We start from the raw sequence: 15,056 nt of genomic DNA on the forward strand, positions 1-15,056 counted from the left end.
GTGTGAAATGACCTCGACTGTTACTGCTTCGCCAAGCTTTGGCGATCTGGCTCTATTGCCGGAAGTACTGACTGCCCTCGAAACCCTGGGCTATGAAACTCCTTCACCGATCCAGACGCAGACCATCCCTGCGCTGCTGGAAGGTCGCGACATGCTGGGCCAGGCGCAGACCGGTACCGGCAAGACCGCCGCGTTCGCGCTGCCGCTGCTGAGCCGGCTCGACCTCGGCCGGCGTGAACCGCAAGTCCTCGTGCTGGCCCCGACGCGGGAACTGGCACAGCAGGTCGCCGTGTCGTTCTCCAAGTACGGCCAGAATCTGAAAGGCCTGGAAATCGCCACCCTTTGTGGCGGTCAGGATTATCGTGAGCAGCTGTCGGCGTTGAAGCGTGGCGCGCAGGTCGTTGTCGGCACGCCCGGACGAATCATCGATCACCTGGACCGTGGCAGCCTCAAGCTGGACGGTTTGTCGGCTCTGGTACTCGACGAAGCCGACGAAATGCTGCGCATGGGCTTCATCGACGATGTGAAACGCGTGGTGTCGGACACGCCGAAAGATGCCCAGCGGGTGTTCTTCTCGGCCACGCTGCCGAGCGAGATCGAGCGTATCGTCAACCGTTACCTGGTCGATCCGGTCAAGGTCGCGATCGATTCCAAGGTCAGCACTGGCGAAAACATCGAACAGCGTGTGGTGCGGGTCGAAGGTCCCAGCAAGCTGGAAGCGCTGGCTCGTATTCTCGAAGTCGAAGCGGTCGACGCGGCCATCGTGTTCGTGCGCACACGTGCTGCGTGCACCACGCTGGTCGAGCAGCTCACCGCCCGTGGCGTCAACGCCGCCGGGCTGTCGGGTGATCTCGACCAGAGCCTGCGCGAGCGCACCGTGACACGCCTCAAGCGTGGCAAGGTCGACGTGCTGGTGGCCACCGACGTCGCGGCTCGCGGGCTCGACGTGCCGCGCATCACGCACGTGGTCAACTATGACCTGCCGCAGGATTCCGAAGCCTATATCCACCGAATCGGTCGTACCGGCCGTGCCGGTCGTGACGGTGTTGCCATCACCTTCGCCGGCGGTCGCGAGACCCGCAAGGTGCGTTGGGTCGAGCAGGCGACTGGCCAGGCCATGACCGAGATGCCGCTGCCCGACGAAGCAGCCATTCGTGCTCACCGCGACGACCGCTTCAGTGCGCGTCTGCGCGAGATGCTCGACGCCGGCGCGGATCATCAGCGCGCGCTGATCGAGAAGCTGGTCGAGGAAGGTCACGATCCGATCGATCTGGCGGCGGCGCTGGCCACGCTGGCGCGAGCCGGTGAAGCTCCGATCGGGCGTATCACCAACTCACCGTCGCGCCGCGAGGGCGGCCGAGATAGCGGCCGAGATAGCGGCCGTGAACGCGCGCCGCGCCGCCGCGACAGCGCGCCGCGTGAAGGCATGACGCGCTATCGCGTTTCCGTGGGCCACAAGGATGGCGTCAAGCCGGGTCAGCTGGTCGGTGCCCTGGCCAACGAGGGCGGCATCGAAGGCGGACGCATCGGCCGTATCGATATCCGTAACGCCTTCTCCGTGGTCGAGCTGCCGAGCGGTCTGCCGTCCTCGATTCTGGCCAAGATGGCACGGGCTCGCGTCGGTGGCCGGCCGCTGGAGATCTCCGAAGACGAAGGCGCACCCGAACGCGCGCCGCGTCGTCGCAACGATGGCGACGCGCCGGTGCGACGCTCTCGCGCCTGAACTGCCGACGACTGATCCGATAGCGGGGCCCAGCCCCAGGTAGCATCGAGACGCCGCCCACTTCGAGTGGGCGGCGTTTTATTTTGCCTGTCGTCGGCCCGGCGTTGACCGGGCCTCTTCCGGGTGATTCAGGACGGGGCGTAGTCCCTAGGTCGGGCAGCCAGTGACGATCTTTGTATGCAATACTCGTTATCGCTGAATCGTGGCACGTCCCGGTTCGCGCTCTCCTGACACACGGCGGGAATGCGTTCGATGGCAAAGACACTCAAGGATCAGTTATACGATGCGCTGCTGCGCAGCATGGCGAGCGGGCACCTGGAGCCGGGGCTGGTGCTGCTCGAAGGCAACATTGCCGAAATCTTCGGCATGAGTCGCTCTCCGGTACGCCAGACCCTGGGGCGGTTGCATCAGGAGGGGGCCATCAGCCGCTTCGAGGGGCGCGGATTCCTGGTGGGGCGCGAACCACACTCGGTCGTGCGGCGTTCGCTGACTGCCGCCGATTTCCGCGCGGCGGGCGGGCGGGCTTCGGTCAGACGCACGGACTCCTGGCGCGCCCTGGCGGAAAAGGTCGAGCACGATATCGTGCTCTGCTCGATGAAGGGGCGTCTCGAGCTCAACGAGCTGCAGCTGGCCAAGTCGCTGGATGTGAGCCGTGCCACGACGTATCGCATCCTGCTGCAACTGCAGTCGCTGGGGGTGGTCGAGAAGATCAAGTACAGCAGCTGGAACGTGGTGCCGCTGGACGACGAGCGGTTGCATCAACTCTACGAGGCCCGGCGGCAGCTGGAGCCGTTCATGATCGCGCGCGCCTGCGACCGGATCCCCGACGCTGCGATTCGCCGCTATCTCGACAGGTTGGATCAGGCGCAGGCCCGCTATCCCGAGGTTCAGGCCAGTCAGCTCGATGCGCTGGAGAACGACCTGCATCACGAAGCCTTGGAGCATGGCGGCAATGCCGAGATCCTGATCATGCTGCAGCGCACGCGGCCAATCCTGCTGATCAGCAAGCACCTGCTGGGAGAAGAGATCGAATTGCCGCCGGGCGATCCGTTCTTTGCGGCGCATCGGCAGGTATTCGAGGTCATGCAGGCACGCCGCCCCGCGCTGGCCGGCTCGGCATTGCATCAACATCTCGAGGCATCGGAGTCGCTGGTTCAGGAGCGACTGGCCAACTTCCGCCATACCGGCGAACTGGAGGCGCCGGGCTATCTGCGCTGGCTCGGCCAGCGCTGACCCGAAACGCGCAAGAGGGCGGGGCGCGCAAGAGAGCGGGGCGCCCGCCAATGTATCAGTCGACGGCCATGCCATTGCGACGGTGGAGTTCCCGGATCAGCGCGCTGTGGTCCAGTTCACCGTCGCCGTGGCTCAGCATGTCGCCGAACAGCGCATCGGCCTGAATGCTGACCGGAAGATCCAGTTCCAGGCGAGTCATCTCCGCCATCGCGGTCTGGGTATCCTTGTACTGCCACTTGGCAGGGCCGCCGGGGGCAAAATCTCGCTCGAGCATGCGCTGGCCGTGCATCTTGAGGATCGTCGAATCCGCGAAGCCGCCCATCAGCGCCTCACGCACCTGCGCGGGATCGGCGCCGCCACGTTCCACCAGCAGCAGCGCTTCCGCCACCGTGGCGATGGTATTCGCGACGATCATCTGGTTGGCGAGCTTGGCAAGCTGGCCGCTCCCGGCAGGGCCGACGTGGGTCGGGCGGCCGAGATTCGCCAGCAAGGCCCGGCAGCGCTCGAAGACTTCCGCCTCGCCGCCGGCCATGATCGCCAGCGTGCCGTCGATGGCGCCGCGTTCGCCGCCGGAGACCGGGGCGTCCAGGTAGCCGACGCCTTGGCGGTTCGCGACTTCCGCCTGGTGCCGAGCCGTATCCACGGGAATCGAGCTCATCACGATCAGGCTGCTGCCGGGCGGCATCATGGCAATGACACCGTCCTCGCCCAGCAGAATCTCGTCACAGACCGGCCCGGCGCTCAGCATGACGATGACGACATCGGCGTCGCGGGCGGCGGCCACGGGAGAGCTGGCCGCTTCCACGCCTACGCGCTGCAACGGAACCAGCTTGTCCGGCGAGCGATTCCAGGCGCGTACGCGATGGCCGGCGGCGGCCAGACGGCTGGCCATGGGCGCGCCCATGATGCCGGTGCCGATGACGGCGACGGTCCGGCTATCGGGATGGGCGGGACGGTCCGAAAGCGTGTGGGAATGGGGCATGACGAAATTTCCTGAACGGGATCGAGCGCCGGGTCCGAGCCCGGCGCGTCATTCGGCGGGGCGGGGGAGAATGCGACCGGGAGACATCAGGCCGCGGGGGTCCAGCAGGTGCTTGAGTCCCCGCATGATGTCGTATTCCGGCTCCGACAGCATCTCCATGAAGGCGCTCTGCTTGAAGCGGCCAATGCCGTGCTCGGCGCTGATGCTACCGTCGAAGTCGTCGACGATCTCGAACAGACGCTCCTCCAGCTCGTGCAGCAGCGCCGAACGTTCGTCAGCTCCGAGCTCGGGCGGCGGCAGGATGTTGAAGTGCAGATTGCCGTCACCGATATGGCCGTAAGCGATGATCGTCGCCTGCGGACATAGCCCCTGGATCTCCTCGGAAGCGCGCTGATGAAAGGCGCTCAGCGACGAAATGGGTATCGAGACATCCGTGCGCAGGTGTTCGCCGCGATTGCGTTGCCCCTCCAGCATCGCCTCGCGAATGTGCCACAGATTCCCGGCCTGGCTTTCACTGGCGGCGAGCACGCCATCGGTGAGGGCGCCAGCTTCGAACCCGCGTTCGAAGAGGTCTTCTATCATGGCGTCGAGGTCCAGTGGCCCGCTGGCGGCGACCTCCATCAGTACGTAGACCGGTGCCGGAGCGTCGAGCGGGTCGCGCAGATCGGGGGCCGCCTCCATCGCCAGTTCGAGGCAGGTGCGCGGCACCAGTTCGAACGCGGTCAGTAGATCGCAGCAACTGCGTCTCGCCAGGGCGTAGAGCGCCAGCACCGCATCCACGTCCGGGCAGGCCAGCAGCGCCGTGCGGCTGACCTGAGGACGCGGAAACAGCTTGAGGACGGCACCGGTAACGATGCCGAGCGTGCCCTCGGCGCCAATGAACAGCTGCTTCAGATCGTAGCCGGTGTTGTTCTTGTGCAGCGCCTTCATGCCGTTGTAGATACGTCCGTCCGGCAGCACGACCTCGAGACCCAGCACCAGCTGCCGCATCATGCCGTAGCGCAGCACATTGAGACCGCCGGCATTGGTCGAGACATTGCCGCCGATCTGGCAGCTGCCCTGGGCCCCCAGCGAGAGCGGGAAATCACAGTCGGCCGCCTCGGCGGCATCCTTGATCGACTGCAGGACGCAGCCGCCGTCGACGCTCATGGTGAAGTTGATGGGGTCGACATGGCGAATCGACGCCATGCGCTCGAGGCTGATGACCAGCTCGGGGTGATCCGCATCCGGCAGTGCACCGCCGACCAGCCCGCTGTGGCCGCCTTGCGGCACCAGCGGGATGTCGTGGCGATGGCAGTAGCTCACCACGTCGGCTACCTGGCGCGTCGTCGAGGGGCGGGCGACGGCCAGCGGCTCGGCGCCGCGATGGCCTGGCCAGTCGACGCGATAGCGCTCCATGTCGTCAGCGTCGGTCAGCAGCCCGCCCTTGCCCAGTAGGGTAGCCAGATCGTCGAGCAGCGCAGCCTGCGGGGTCATGAATCACCTCTACAGAGGTTATCGAAAGGGACATCGTCGAAATCATTCAGCATCATCGAAATCACCTGGCCTCAGCGATACCACAGCACGATCTGGGGGAAGAGCAGGAACAGCGCCAGCAGCGCGATCAGCGTGAAATAGAAGGGCAGCAGGCTCTTCACCAGGCTCTCCATGCCGACCTTGCCCACGCCGCAGCCGACGTAGAGTACCGTCCCCACCGGTGGCGTGATCAGGCCGATCCCCAGCACGAACGACATCAGCACGCCGAAATAGACCGGATCGACGCCCAGCTTGACCACCACCGGCGTCATCAGCGGCGCCAGAATGACCATCGCCGGGGTCAGGTCCATGAAGAAGCCGACTACCAGCAGAAAGGCCGTCAGTATCAGCAGCAGCAGGAACTGGTTCTCGGTGATGGCCGACAGGCTGACAACCAGCTGCTGTGGAATCATGTTGGCCGTCAACAGCCAGGCCAGCACGCTGGCGAACGCCAGCAGCAGCATCACGACGCCGGTGAGCTTGCCGGTGGCGATGCAAAGCTCGAAGAAGCGCTTCAACGTCAGGCTGCGATAGATGAAGAACGACACCGCGAAGGCGTAGACCAGGGCGATCGCCGCGCTCTCCGTCGGTGTGAACACGCCGGAGAGAATGCCGCCGACGATGATGACCGGCAGCAGCAGCGCCAGCAGGGACTCCTTCAATGCCGCGAACAGCTCAGGCACCGAGAACGGCTGGCCGCGCCCGTTCTTGCGCGACTGGACATAGGTGGTGACCGCCAGCCCCAGCGTGATCAGGATGCCGGGCACGATACCCGCCATGAACAGCTGCGATATCGAGGTGTTGGTGACCACGCCGAACAGAATCATCGGAATCGACGGCGGAATGATGATGCCCACCACCGAAGCGGCAACGACGATGGCCGTTGCCATTGGCGCACTGTAGCGATGCTGTTTCATCGGCTCGATCATCATGCTGCCGACGGCAGAGGCATCGGCCACGGCGGAGCCGCTGATGCCGCCGAAGAACATCGACGTCAGCACCGCCACCTGGCCGAGGCCACCGGCGACGAAGCCGACCAGGGCGCTGGCGAGACGAACCAGTCGAGTGGCGATGCCGCCCGCGCTCATCACCTCGCCGACCAGAATGAACAGGGGAATCGCCAGGAGAGGGAAGGAGTCCAGGCCATTGACCGCCTGGGATACGATCGGCGTCAGCGCATAGCCGGATTCGAAGAAGATGAACAGGCTGATGGCCGCGAGGCCGAACGAGATCGGCATACCGATGACGATGCAGATCGCCAGCCCGATCAGAATGCTCCACAGGATCATGGTGTCTTGCTCCGAAACAGGGCGCCTCTGATCAATTCGACCAAGGCAATGGTGTTGGCGATCATCGTCAGGATCGCCATCACTGGCATGGCGCTGTAAAGGAAGGTCTGGGGAATGCCCAGCATCGGTGTGGCGCTGGTGTAACCTGAGATCACTTCCTTGAACCCCAGCAGAATGCAGATACAGACGATGTAGATGATGGCAATGCTCAGCAGGACCGCGGCCTTGCGCAGGCCGGCGGGCGCCTTGTCGCGGAAGAAGGTGACCGCCACATGCTCGTTGCTGAGACTGCCGACGCCGGCGCCCAGCAGCACCAGCCAGATGAACAGCACCCGGGAGAGCTCCTCGGCCCAGGTGTAGGAATAGTTGAGTACGAAACGACCAAAGACGTTGGCCGTGACGCAGAAGACGACACCGAGCACGAGCAGCCCGGCGGCGATTTCCAGCGTTTGGCGGAGCCAGCCCAGGAGACCCCGGGTGGCGGGGGAGTCGGCATTCATCATCACCTCCATGATCACGCAGGGCTAGCCGCAGGCGTCCGTGACGCCTGCGGCGAATCGGCACTTACTGAGCCTGGGACTCGGCGCGGATACGGTCGATCAGGTCGCCGCCAATCTTGTCACGCCACTCGTCGTAGACCGGCGCCAGATCCTCCTGGAAGGTCGCGATCTGTTCCGGCGTGAGCTCGGTGATCTGCATGCCCTCGTTCTTCAGCTCCTGCTTGATCTGGTCGTTGAGGGTGCGGCTGACCTGGCGTTCGTAGTCGCCCATCTGCTTGGCTGCCTCACGCAGCAGTTGCTGGTAGCTCTCCGGCAGGCGGTTCCAGAAACGCTCGGAAACCAGCGTGATGAACGGTGTGTAGACGTGGTTCGTCTCGGTGGCGTAGGGCTGGACCTCGTTGAACTTGGAGGACTCGATGGTGATCCACGGGTTCTCCTGCCCGTCTACGACACCCTGTTCCAGCGCGGTGAACAGCTCGGCGAACGACATTGGCGTCGGGTTGGCGCCAAGCGTACGCCAGATGTCCAGGTGGATCGGGTTCTGCATGGTACGGACTTTCAGCCCGTCCAGGTCCGAGGGGGAGGTCACCGATTGCTTGCTGTTGGTGAGCTGGCGATAGCCGTTCTCGGACCAGCCGATAGCGACCAGGCCTTTCGTCGACGCCTCTTCCAGCATCTGCTGGCCGATATCGCCGTCGAGCACCTTGTCGGCGATCTCTGGCGTCGGGAACAGGAACGGCAGGTCGAACACCGCAAACTGCGGGAACATGCTGACCATGGGTGAGGTGGAAGGCGCCGTCATTTCCAGCGTGCCGGCCTGGAGGGCGCTGACCGACTGAAGGTCATCGCCAAGCTGGGCGCTGTGGAAGGTCTGCACCTCGATATGGCCGTCACTACGCTGCTCGACGATCTTCTTGAAGTATTCCAGTCCCCGGTACTGCGCGCTGGACTGGGTCAGGCCGATGTTGAACTTGAGGCTGTAGTCGTTGCCGTCGCCCTCGACGACATCGCCGGTCACTTCCGGGAAGGGCGGCATCTCGGTGGCGGCCGTGGCGGAGAGACTGGTCAAGCTCAGGACGGTCGCCACCATCAGCGTCGTCAACGGAGAACGGGCGCGGCGGGATCGTGTGGCGGGATGCGATGATGTGATTGTTGTCATCTTCAGCTCCAGAACGTTAGTGAAGTGAATAGCGCAATTGGCGTGCATGGCGTGAGTGACGTGCAGTCCGGCGCCGCGGGTCTCGGCGGCGGCCGAATGCTCGGGTCGGCGGCGCCGTCATTGCCAGGCGCTGCCATCGGGATATCGATGAGCGGCGAGCGAGTCCGCCTTCATGGTGACGCCGTAGCCGGGGGCATCCGGCACCAGATAATGCCCGCGACGGATTCGTACCGGGTCGACGAAGTGTTCGTGGAGATGGTCGACGTATTCGAGCAAACGGCCTTCCAACGAGCCGGAAACCGCGATGTAGTCGAACATCGAGACGTGCTGGGTGTATTCGCATAGGCCCACGCCGCCGCCATGGGGGCAGACGGGAATGTCGTACTTCGCGGCCATCAGCAGCACCACGATCACTTCGTTGAGGCCCCCCAGCCGGGCGGCATCGAGCTGGCAGAAATCGATCGCATCGGCCTGAAACAGCTGCTTGAACATCACCCGGTTGTGGCAGTGCTCGCCGGTGGCGACGCCGATCGGCGCCAGGCGATGACGAATCTCGGCGTGACCCAGCACGTCGTCGGGGCTGGTCGGCTCCTCGATCCAGTGAGGGCGAAACTCCGCCAGCCGTCGCATGTTGGCGATCGCCTCGTCGACATCCCACATCTGATTGGCGTCCATCATCAGCAGGCGCGCTTCGCCGATCTCCTCGCGCAGGATACGGGCGCGACGTCGATCCTCTTCGATGTCGCCGCCGACCTTCTGCTTGAAATGATCCCAGCCGTCCGCGATGGCATCGCGGCAGAGCTGGCGCATCTTCTCTTCCGAGTAGCCCAGCCAGCCGGCCGAGGTGGTGTAGCCCGGATAGCCGTGCTCGCGTAGCGCGGCTTCGCGCTCGGCCTTGCCGGCCTCGCGACGCTTGAGCAGGCCGATCGCCTCTTCCGGGGTCAGCGCATCGGTAACGAAACGGAAATCGAGACACCGCACCAGCGCCTCCGGCGTCATGTCGGCGAGCAGCTTCCACACCGGCTTGCCTTCGTGCTTCGCCCACAGATCCCAGACGGCATTGATCATTGCCGAACAGGCCAGATGAATGACGCCTTTCTCCGGACCCAGCCAGCGCAACTGACTGTCGCCGCTGGTCAGCTCGCGCCAGTAGGCACCCATGTCGCCGGTGATATCCGAAAGCGAACGCCCCTCCAGGCGGGAGGCGAGAGACTCTACCGCCTTGACGCAGATCTCGTTGCCCCGGCCGATGGTGAAGGTCAGGCCATGGCCGGTGATGCCGTCGTCGGCGTCGGTATGCAGGATGACGTAGGTGGCCGAGTAATCCGGCGCGGCGTTCATGGCATCCGACCCGTCCAGCTCGCGGGAGGTCGGGAAACGAATGTCCTGAACTTCGACCCGTTGAATCGTGGGCATGCTGACGAGATTCCTTGCCTTATGGATGAAGGTTGTCACGATTTTCATGGAAAACTTCGAAAAATACCGGACGCCAATTCGATATCTTTAGTCGTAGTATTACCGATGATTGGTGCGGTTATTTCAGGAAAGTCATCATGAAACCCGGCTGTCTTTTGGGGCTGTGTCGTCAGACTAATTGGCGCTCGTTGGCACTGACCAATCTTTTTTTTTGCAACCTCGATAACCGGGGGTTATTGTCTTTGACCAAAGGCTTATCCGGATCGGAATGATGTCCAACGATAGTCGTAATCACGTCAAGGGTTGGCTGCGTATCAAGCATCTCGCGCTGCTTGTCACGCTGGACGAAAGTCGCAATTTTCACGCCACGTCTCGCCATATGAACATGAGCCAGCCGGCGGCCAGCAAGATGCTCAAGGACATCGAGACCTTCTTCGGCATGACGCTGTTCTATCGCCAGCCTCGCAGCATGGAGATCACCGATGCCGGGCGGCTGCTGGTGCGTTACGCCCGGACGATCCTCAACGACACCGATCGCCTGATAGACGATCTGGTATCGCTGCGTGAAGGGGGCCACGGCAAGCTGGTCATTGGCGCGGTCCCTGGCGCGGCACCGTTGCTGTTGCCCAAGGCGATCACCACGATCAAGTCGCGACGGCCGCAACTGGCGGTCAGCCTGTTCGAGAATTCCAGCGATCGGCTGCTGGCGGACCTGGAGTACAAACGGCTGGACGTGGTCATCGGACGCGTGACAGAACACGCTCAGCATCACCTGTTCGACTTCCTGCCTCTTCAGGCAGAGCCGGTCTCGATCGTGGTGCGGGCGGGGCACCCGCTGTGCGAGCGCCCGCCCGGCCTGGGCGAGGTCGTGCGCTGGCCCTGGGTGCTGCATCCCATGAGCAGCCCCATGCGGGGGTTGTTCGAGGTGGCGCTGGCCGAAGCCGGGGTCGCGACGCCGCGCAACGTGGTGGAAACCACCTCGACGCAGACCACGCTGCAACTGGTCAGCTCGTCGGATGCCATCGCCCTGCTGCCGACGTCGGTGCTCAAGACGGCCATTTCGGCGGGCAAGTTCACCGCGCTGCCGCTGGTGATCGGCGAACCGCTGGGCTACTACGGCGTGTTGACCCGCAAGGGAGAGGCGATTTCCGATGTGGTCGGCGAGTTCATCGATACGCTGTTGATGCGCGACGAACCCTGAATCTCCACTGCCGACGCCAGGGCAGCATCGGCAGGAGAGGCGATGGACTCACGCTGAACCGGCGTCAGCGCTGACCGAGGTGAGCCAGCAGTGCGCGGATGCCGAAGGTCCATGGCGGCAGGCGGTCGCTGCGGTCGACGACGTTGCTCAGCGACCCCAGCCTGGGCGTCGAGATGGTCACCCGGTCACCGATGTGGTGAGTGAAGCCCTGGCCTTCGCCGTCACGGTCCTGAATCGGCGAGAACATGGTACCGAGAAACAGCATGAAGCCATCCGGGTACTGATGATGGACGCCGTAGGTCTGCGCCACCAGATCCAGCGGATCGCGGCTGATCTCGCGCATGTCGCTCTGTCCTTCCAGCAGGAAGTCGTCGTCCGCGCCCTCGATGCGCAGTGATACCTGTGCATTGCGCACGTCGTCGATGCCGAAGTGCTCGTCGAACAGCCGGATGAACGGCCCGATCGAACAGGAGGCGTTGTTGTCCTTGGCCTTGCCCAGCAGCAGGGCGCTGCGACCCTCGACATCGCGCAGATTGACGTCGTTGCCCAGCGTGGCGCCACGCACTTGCCCCTGGGCGTCCACGGCCAGCACGATCTCCGGCTCCGGATTGTTCCACTCGGAGGCGGGATGCAGCCCGACGCGGGCGCCATGTCCGACGGCGGACAGCGGCTGCGCCTTGGAGAACACCTCGGCATCGGGGCCGATACCCACTTCCATGTACTGCGACCAGCCGCCACGCGCCTGCAGCTCCGCCTTGAGCGCCATCGCCTCTTCCGAGCCCGGCTTGATCCGCGACAGATCGCCACCGATCAGCGACTGAATCTCCTGACGCAGTTCGGCAGCGCGCTTGAGATCGCCGCCCGCCTGCTCCTCGATCACCCGCTCCAGCAGGCTGACCGCAAAGGTCACGCCGCACGCCTTGATCGCCTGCACGTCGCAGGGGGCCAGCAGATAGGGCGCGCGCGGTGCGTCCTCGAGGCTGTTGGCGAGCACTTCTGCCAGCGTGCCAACGCTGTTACCCGGCGCTTCACGGGCGAGCCAGGCGGCGTCGTCGCGTTCCAGCAGGTCGGCCATGGTCGAGACATGCTCGGAAAGGTCGACCAATACCTCGCCGCGCAGCGCTACCAGCGCCGGGCCGGCGCGGCCATCATCGCTGGTCAGCCAGACGCGCCCCACCAGCAGCGCCTGATCGGCATCTTCGGGAAGACAGTCGTCGTGAAGGCGACCGGGATCATTGGGTTGGGTCATGAAAAACAGAGCTCCTGTCGAGTCGAAAGGGATGTGTGCTTGTTAGGTGCTGTCTGAAAAGTCGACGAGCGAAGGCCAGGCAAGGCAAAAATCGGCGAAAGCGGACCGGGCTGGCGCTCCAGTTTACAGGGTGTAAATGAGCATTTTGACCGGGCTGGCGCTCCAGCCGATTTTTAACGCCGCATGGGCGAGCGCAGTACTTTTCAGACAGTGCCTAGCCGAAGGCTGTCTTGCCGGCCAGAGATGAGTCTGCCACGGCATCGCGCATGGCCTCGACCACGTCCGAGGGCAGGGGAATGCCGTTGTCGAGATAGTCCCGGCGCCGGGCCAGGCCGGACTGACCGGGCAGACGCACCGGCCTGGCGGGGTCGCGCGGCCGGCTGTCGAGGCAGCGTCTGGCGACATGGTCGGTCTCGTCGAGAAACGACTCGGTGCCGCCGAAGCGGGCCGGATCGATCACCATCACCATCACCGAAGCGCCCCAGCCCTCGGGGGCGTCCTTGCGGCCGAAACCGGACAGGGCGGAGGTCAGCGCTTCGACCATCAGCCCCAGCGCGAAGCCCTTGTGGCCGAAGGCGAGTTCCCCCAGCGGCAGAATGCTGCCCGGAGGCTCGGCGAAGTAGTCTGCCGGATCGTCGCTGACCTCGCCCTTGCCCGAGAGAATCGCCGGATGCGCGAGTTTGTCGCCGGCAGCGTGGGTCTTGCCCACGGTACCATTGGTGATGGTCGACATGCTGACGTCGATCAGCTGCGGCTGCTCACGACCGGGAATGCCGATCGCCAGGGGATTGGGGGTATAGACGCGGTCCAGACCGCCGAACGGGGCCACCGAGGCGACCGCCGGGTCGGAACTCAGGATCAGCGGAATCAGGTTAGCCTCGACCAGCGGCTGCAGATAGGCGGCCAAGCAGGCGATATGGTGTGAGCGCTTCACGCTGACCATACCGATACCGAAGTGCTCGGCCGCCTCGCGACCGTGATCCAGCGCCCGTTGCACCACGTAGGGGCCCAGCAGATAGTGGCCGTCGAACAGGGCCGCCACCGGGCTGTTCTGGTGAACTTCGAGGACCGCGTCATCGCCCTTGGCATGGCCCGCGCGCAGATCCTTGAGATAGCCGTTGGCGAGTTTGACGCCGTGGGTGTGGTGGCCGAGCAGATCGCCCTCGACCAGAATCCGGGCCGTGGTCTCGGCGACCGTTGGCGTGGCACCGTTTTCGGCGAAGAGCGTTGTCAATGTCTCGCGCAGCGTGGCGGCATCAAAGCGTGTCATGGGGACCTCGGTGTCTGTTGGGGGGCAGGCTGTCCGCGCAGGCGACGAATCAGCCGCAGCAGCAATGGCAGGAACCAGATCAGGATGACCAGCGTCCCCAGCGCGGCGCTGATCGGACGCTCGAAGAAGGCTAGCAGGTCGCCGTTGGATTTCAGCATCGAGCTCATGAAGCTGTTCTCCAGGGTACTGCCGAGCACCAGTCCGAGAATGGCGGGGGCCATCGGGAAGTCGTTGCGGGCGAGCACGAAGGCCACCAGTCCGATGATCAGCATGATCCAGATATCGGTGATCGAGTTGTTGATGGCGAAGGCGCCGACGATGCAGAAGCTCAGGATGACCGGCATCAGGATCTTGCGCGGTGTCAGGATGAACACCTTCGAGGCGCGGATGGCGAGATAGCCGATGGGCAGCATGATCAGGTTGGCGACGAAGAACACCGTGAACAGCGCATAGACCTGACCGCCGCCATTCATGAAGATCGTCGGGCCGGGGTTCATGCCCTTCATGTAGAGCACGCCGATGACGATGGCGGTAATGGTGTCGCCGGGGATGCCGAACACCAGCGCCGGGACCCAAGCGCCGCTGATGCCGGAGTTGTTGGCGGAGCTGGCGTCGACGATACCCTCGATATGGCCCGTGCCGTATTTTTCCTTCTCCTTGGAGCGGCTCTTGCCCAGTGCGTAGGCGATCCAGGCGGCGATGTCCGCTCCGGCACCGGGTAGCGCGCCGATCAGCGTACCGAGGGAGCTGCCACGCAGGACGTTACGCCAGTAGGTCTTGATGTGCCCCGGCGCCTTGAGGAAGACGCTGTCCTTCGCTGTCACCGGGACATGGCGTTCCTCGACCCGCGAGCCGTAGAACATCATGATCTCGTTCAGCGCGAACATGCCGATCATCACCGGGATGAAGTTGATCCCGGCCATCAGGTCGGGAACGCCGAAGGTGAAGCGGGGCGCACCGCTCATCATGTCCAGCCCCACGGTCGACAGCAGCAGGCCCACCGTCAGCGACAGGAAGGCTTTGACCCGGGATCCGATGGCGATGAAGATCGAGCTGCTCAGGCCCAGCAGCGCCAGCCAGAAGTATTCGAAGGAGCTGAAATTGAGCGCCATTTCGGCCAGCGAGGGTGACACGAACACCAGCACCATCGTGCCGAACAGCCCGCCAATGACCGAACAGACCAGGTTGGTGCCCAGCGTTTCGCGGGCGCGCCCCTTCTGCGCGAGTCGATAGGATTCACCGACGTAGGCCGCCGATGCCGGCGTGCCGGGAATGTTGAGATAGGTGCCGGGGATATCACCGGCGAAAATCGCCATCGCCGACGTCGCCACGATCGCGGCGATGGCCGGGGTGGCATCCATATAGAACGTGATCGGCACCAGCAGTGCCACCGCCATGGTAGCGGTCAAGCCGGGTATGGCACCGACGAAGAGCCCGAAAACGGCCGCCGCGACGATGACCAGCATCGTCTGGAGGTTGAACACCATTGCCAGGCCTTGCAGAAAAGCGTCCATGAGCA

12 protein-coding genes are annotated in these 15,056 nt (G+C 64.2%); 3 read left to right on the top strand and 9 right to left on the bottom strand.

All coding sequences use genetic code 11. The features are described 5' to 3' along the window. The first annotated feature begins 7 nt into the window (after positions 1–7). Together ACWHY3_RS06135 and ACWHY3_RS06140 are read left to right on the top strand one after the other, a co-directional pair. A complete protein-coding gene (locus ACWHY3_RS06135; protein ID WP_448127847.1) occupies positions 8–1,723 on the top strand; it encodes a DEAD/DEAH box helicase in 1,716 nt (571 codons plus the stop codon). Between the two features lie 252 nt (positions 1,724–1,975). After that, the gene (locus ACWHY3_RS06140; RefSeq protein ID WP_448127848.1) at positions 1,976–2,956 is read left to right on the top strand and encodes a GntR family transcriptional regulator; all 981 of its coding nucleotides are present in this window, start codon (positions 1,976–1,978) and stop codon (positions 2,954–2,956) included. 55 nt (positions 2,957–3,011) lie between these two features. Here ACWHY3_RS06140 and ACWHY3_RS06145 read toward each other — a convergent pair whose 3' ends face one another. The 6 genes from ACWHY3_RS06145 to ACWHY3_RS06170 form a co-directional block, all read right to left on the bottom strand. Then, positions 3,012–3,938 carry an NAD(P)-dependent oxidoreductase gene (locus ACWHY3_RS06145; protein ID WP_087718056.1) on the bottom strand — a complete coding sequence of 309 codons (927 nt, stop codon included), beginning with the start codon at positions 3,936–3,938 and terminating at the stop codon, positions 3,012–3,014. Positions 3,939–3,986: 48 nt separating this feature from the next. Continuing rightward, complete coding sequence (locus ACWHY3_RS06150; protein ID WP_448127849.1) at positions 3,987–5,414, bottom strand: FAD-binding oxidoreductase; 1,428 nt, start codon at positions 5,412–5,414, stop codon at positions 3,987–3,989. 71 nt (positions 5,415–5,485) lie between these two features. Then, complete coding sequence (locus ACWHY3_RS06155) at positions 5,486–6,742, bottom strand: TRAP transporter large permease (RefSeq protein ID WP_448127850.1); 1,257 nt, start codon at positions 6,740–6,742, stop codon at positions 5,486–5,488. After that, the gene (locus ACWHY3_RS06160) at positions 6,739–7,242 is read right to left on the bottom strand and encodes a TRAP transporter small permease (protein ID WP_087718053.1); all 504 of its coding nucleotides are present in this window, start codon (positions 7,240–7,242) and stop codon (positions 6,739–6,741) included. Before ACWHY3_RS06160 ends, ACWHY3_RS06155 begins: the two co-directional genes overlap by 4 nt. Before the next feature lie 64 nt (positions 7,243–7,306). Next, positions 7,307–8,401 (bottom strand): TRAP transporter substrate-binding protein, encoded by a 1,095-nt coding sequence (locus tag ACWHY3_RS06165; protein WP_087718052.1) that lies wholly within the window; start codon positions 8,399–8,401, stop codon positions 7,307–7,309. 117 nt (positions 8,402–8,518) lie between these two features. Next, positions 8,519–9,817 carry an L-fuconate dehydratase gene (locus ACWHY3_RS06170; protein ID WP_087718051.1) on the bottom strand — a complete coding sequence of 433 codons (1,299 nt, stop codon included), beginning with the start codon at positions 9,815–9,817 and terminating at the stop codon, positions 8,519–8,521. Positions 9,818–10,088: 271 nt separating this feature from the next. On the opposite strand from ACWHY3_RS06170, the gene ACWHY3_RS06175 reads away from it, so the two are divergent. Continuing rightward, on the top strand, positions 10,089–11,018 hold the full coding sequence (locus tag ACWHY3_RS06175) for a LysR substrate-binding domain-containing protein (RefSeq protein ID WP_303855565.1): 930 nt from the start codon (positions 10,089–10,091) through the stop codon (positions 11,016–11,018). A gap of 64 nt (positions 11,019–11,082) precedes the next feature. On the opposite strand, the gene ACWHY3_RS06180 is transcribed toward ACWHY3_RS06175, so the two are convergent. From ACWHY3_RS06180 to ACWHY3_RS06190, 3 genes are all read right to left on the bottom strand, one after another. Continuing rightward, positions 11,083–12,267: a fumarylacetoacetate hydrolase family protein gene (locus tag ACWHY3_RS06180; RefSeq protein WP_332779839.1), complete on the bottom strand. Its 1,185-nt coding sequence runs from the start codon at positions 12,265–12,267 to the stop codon at positions 11,083–11,085. Between the two features lie 214 nt (positions 12,268–12,481). Continuing rightward, a complete protein-coding gene (locus ACWHY3_RS06185; RefSeq protein ID WP_448127851.1) occupies positions 12,482–13,537 on the bottom strand; it encodes an Ldh family oxidoreductase in 1,056 nt (351 codons plus the stop codon). Further along, positions 13,534–15,051, bottom strand: coding sequence for a tripartite tricarboxylate transporter permease (locus ACWHY3_RS06190; RefSeq protein WP_448127852.1), 1,518 nt, complete (start codon positions 15,049–15,051; stop codon positions 13,534–13,536). Before ACWHY3_RS06190 ends, ACWHY3_RS06185 begins: the two co-directional genes overlap by 4 nt. Between the last annotated feature and the right edge of the window lie 5 nt (positions 15,052–15,056).

Source organism: Salinicola sp. NYA28a, from assembly GCF_976982775.1.

Excerpts from the sequence above, each read along its gene's own strand:
- ACWHY3_RS06135 (WP_448127847.1), top strand. The coding sequence starts at position 8 with ATGACCTCGACTGTTACTGCTTCGCCAAGCTTTGGCGATCTGGCTCTA.
- ACWHY3_RS06140 (WP_448127848.1), top strand. The coding sequence starts at position 1,976 with ATGGCAAAGACACTCAAGGATCAGTTATACGATGCGCTGCTGCGCAGC.
- ACWHY3_RS06145 (WP_087718056.1), bottom strand. The coding sequence starts at position 3,938 with ATGCCCCATTCCCACACGCTTTCGGACCGTCCCGCCCATCCCGATAGC.
- ACWHY3_RS06150 (WP_448127849.1), bottom strand. The coding sequence starts at position 5,414 with ATGACCCCGCAGGCTGCGCTGCTCGACGATCTGGCTACCCTACTGGGC.
- ACWHY3_RS06155 (WP_448127850.1), bottom strand. The coding sequence starts at position 6,742 with ATGATCCTGTGGAGCATTCTGATCGGGCTGGCGATCTGCATCGTCATC.
- ACWHY3_RS06160 (WP_087718053.1), bottom strand. The coding sequence starts at position 7,242 with ATGAATGCCGACTCCCCCGCCACCCGGGGTCTCCTGGGCTGGCTCCGC.
- ACWHY3_RS06165 (WP_087718052.1), bottom strand. The coding sequence starts at position 8,401 with ATGACAACAATCACATCATCGCATCCCGCCACACGATCCCGCCGCGCC.
- ACWHY3_RS06170 (WP_087718051.1), bottom strand. The coding sequence starts at position 9,817 with ATGCCCACGATTCAACGGGTCGAAGTTCAGGACATTCGTTTCCCGACC.
- ACWHY3_RS06175 (WP_303855565.1), top strand. The coding sequence starts at position 10,089 with ATGTCCAACGATAGTCGTAATCACGTCAAGGGTTGGCTGCGTATCAAG.
- ACWHY3_RS06180 (WP_332779839.1), bottom strand. The coding sequence starts at position 12,267 with ATGACCCAACCCAATGATCCCGGTCGCCTTCACGACGACTGTCTTCCC.
- ACWHY3_RS06185 (WP_448127851.1), bottom strand. The coding sequence starts at position 13,537 with ATGACACGCTTTGATGCCGCCACGCTGCGCGAGACATTGACAACGCTC.
- ACWHY3_RS06190 (WP_448127852.1), bottom strand. The coding sequence starts at position 15,051 with ATGGACGCTTTTCTGCAAGGCCTGGCAATGGTGTTCAACCTCCAGACG.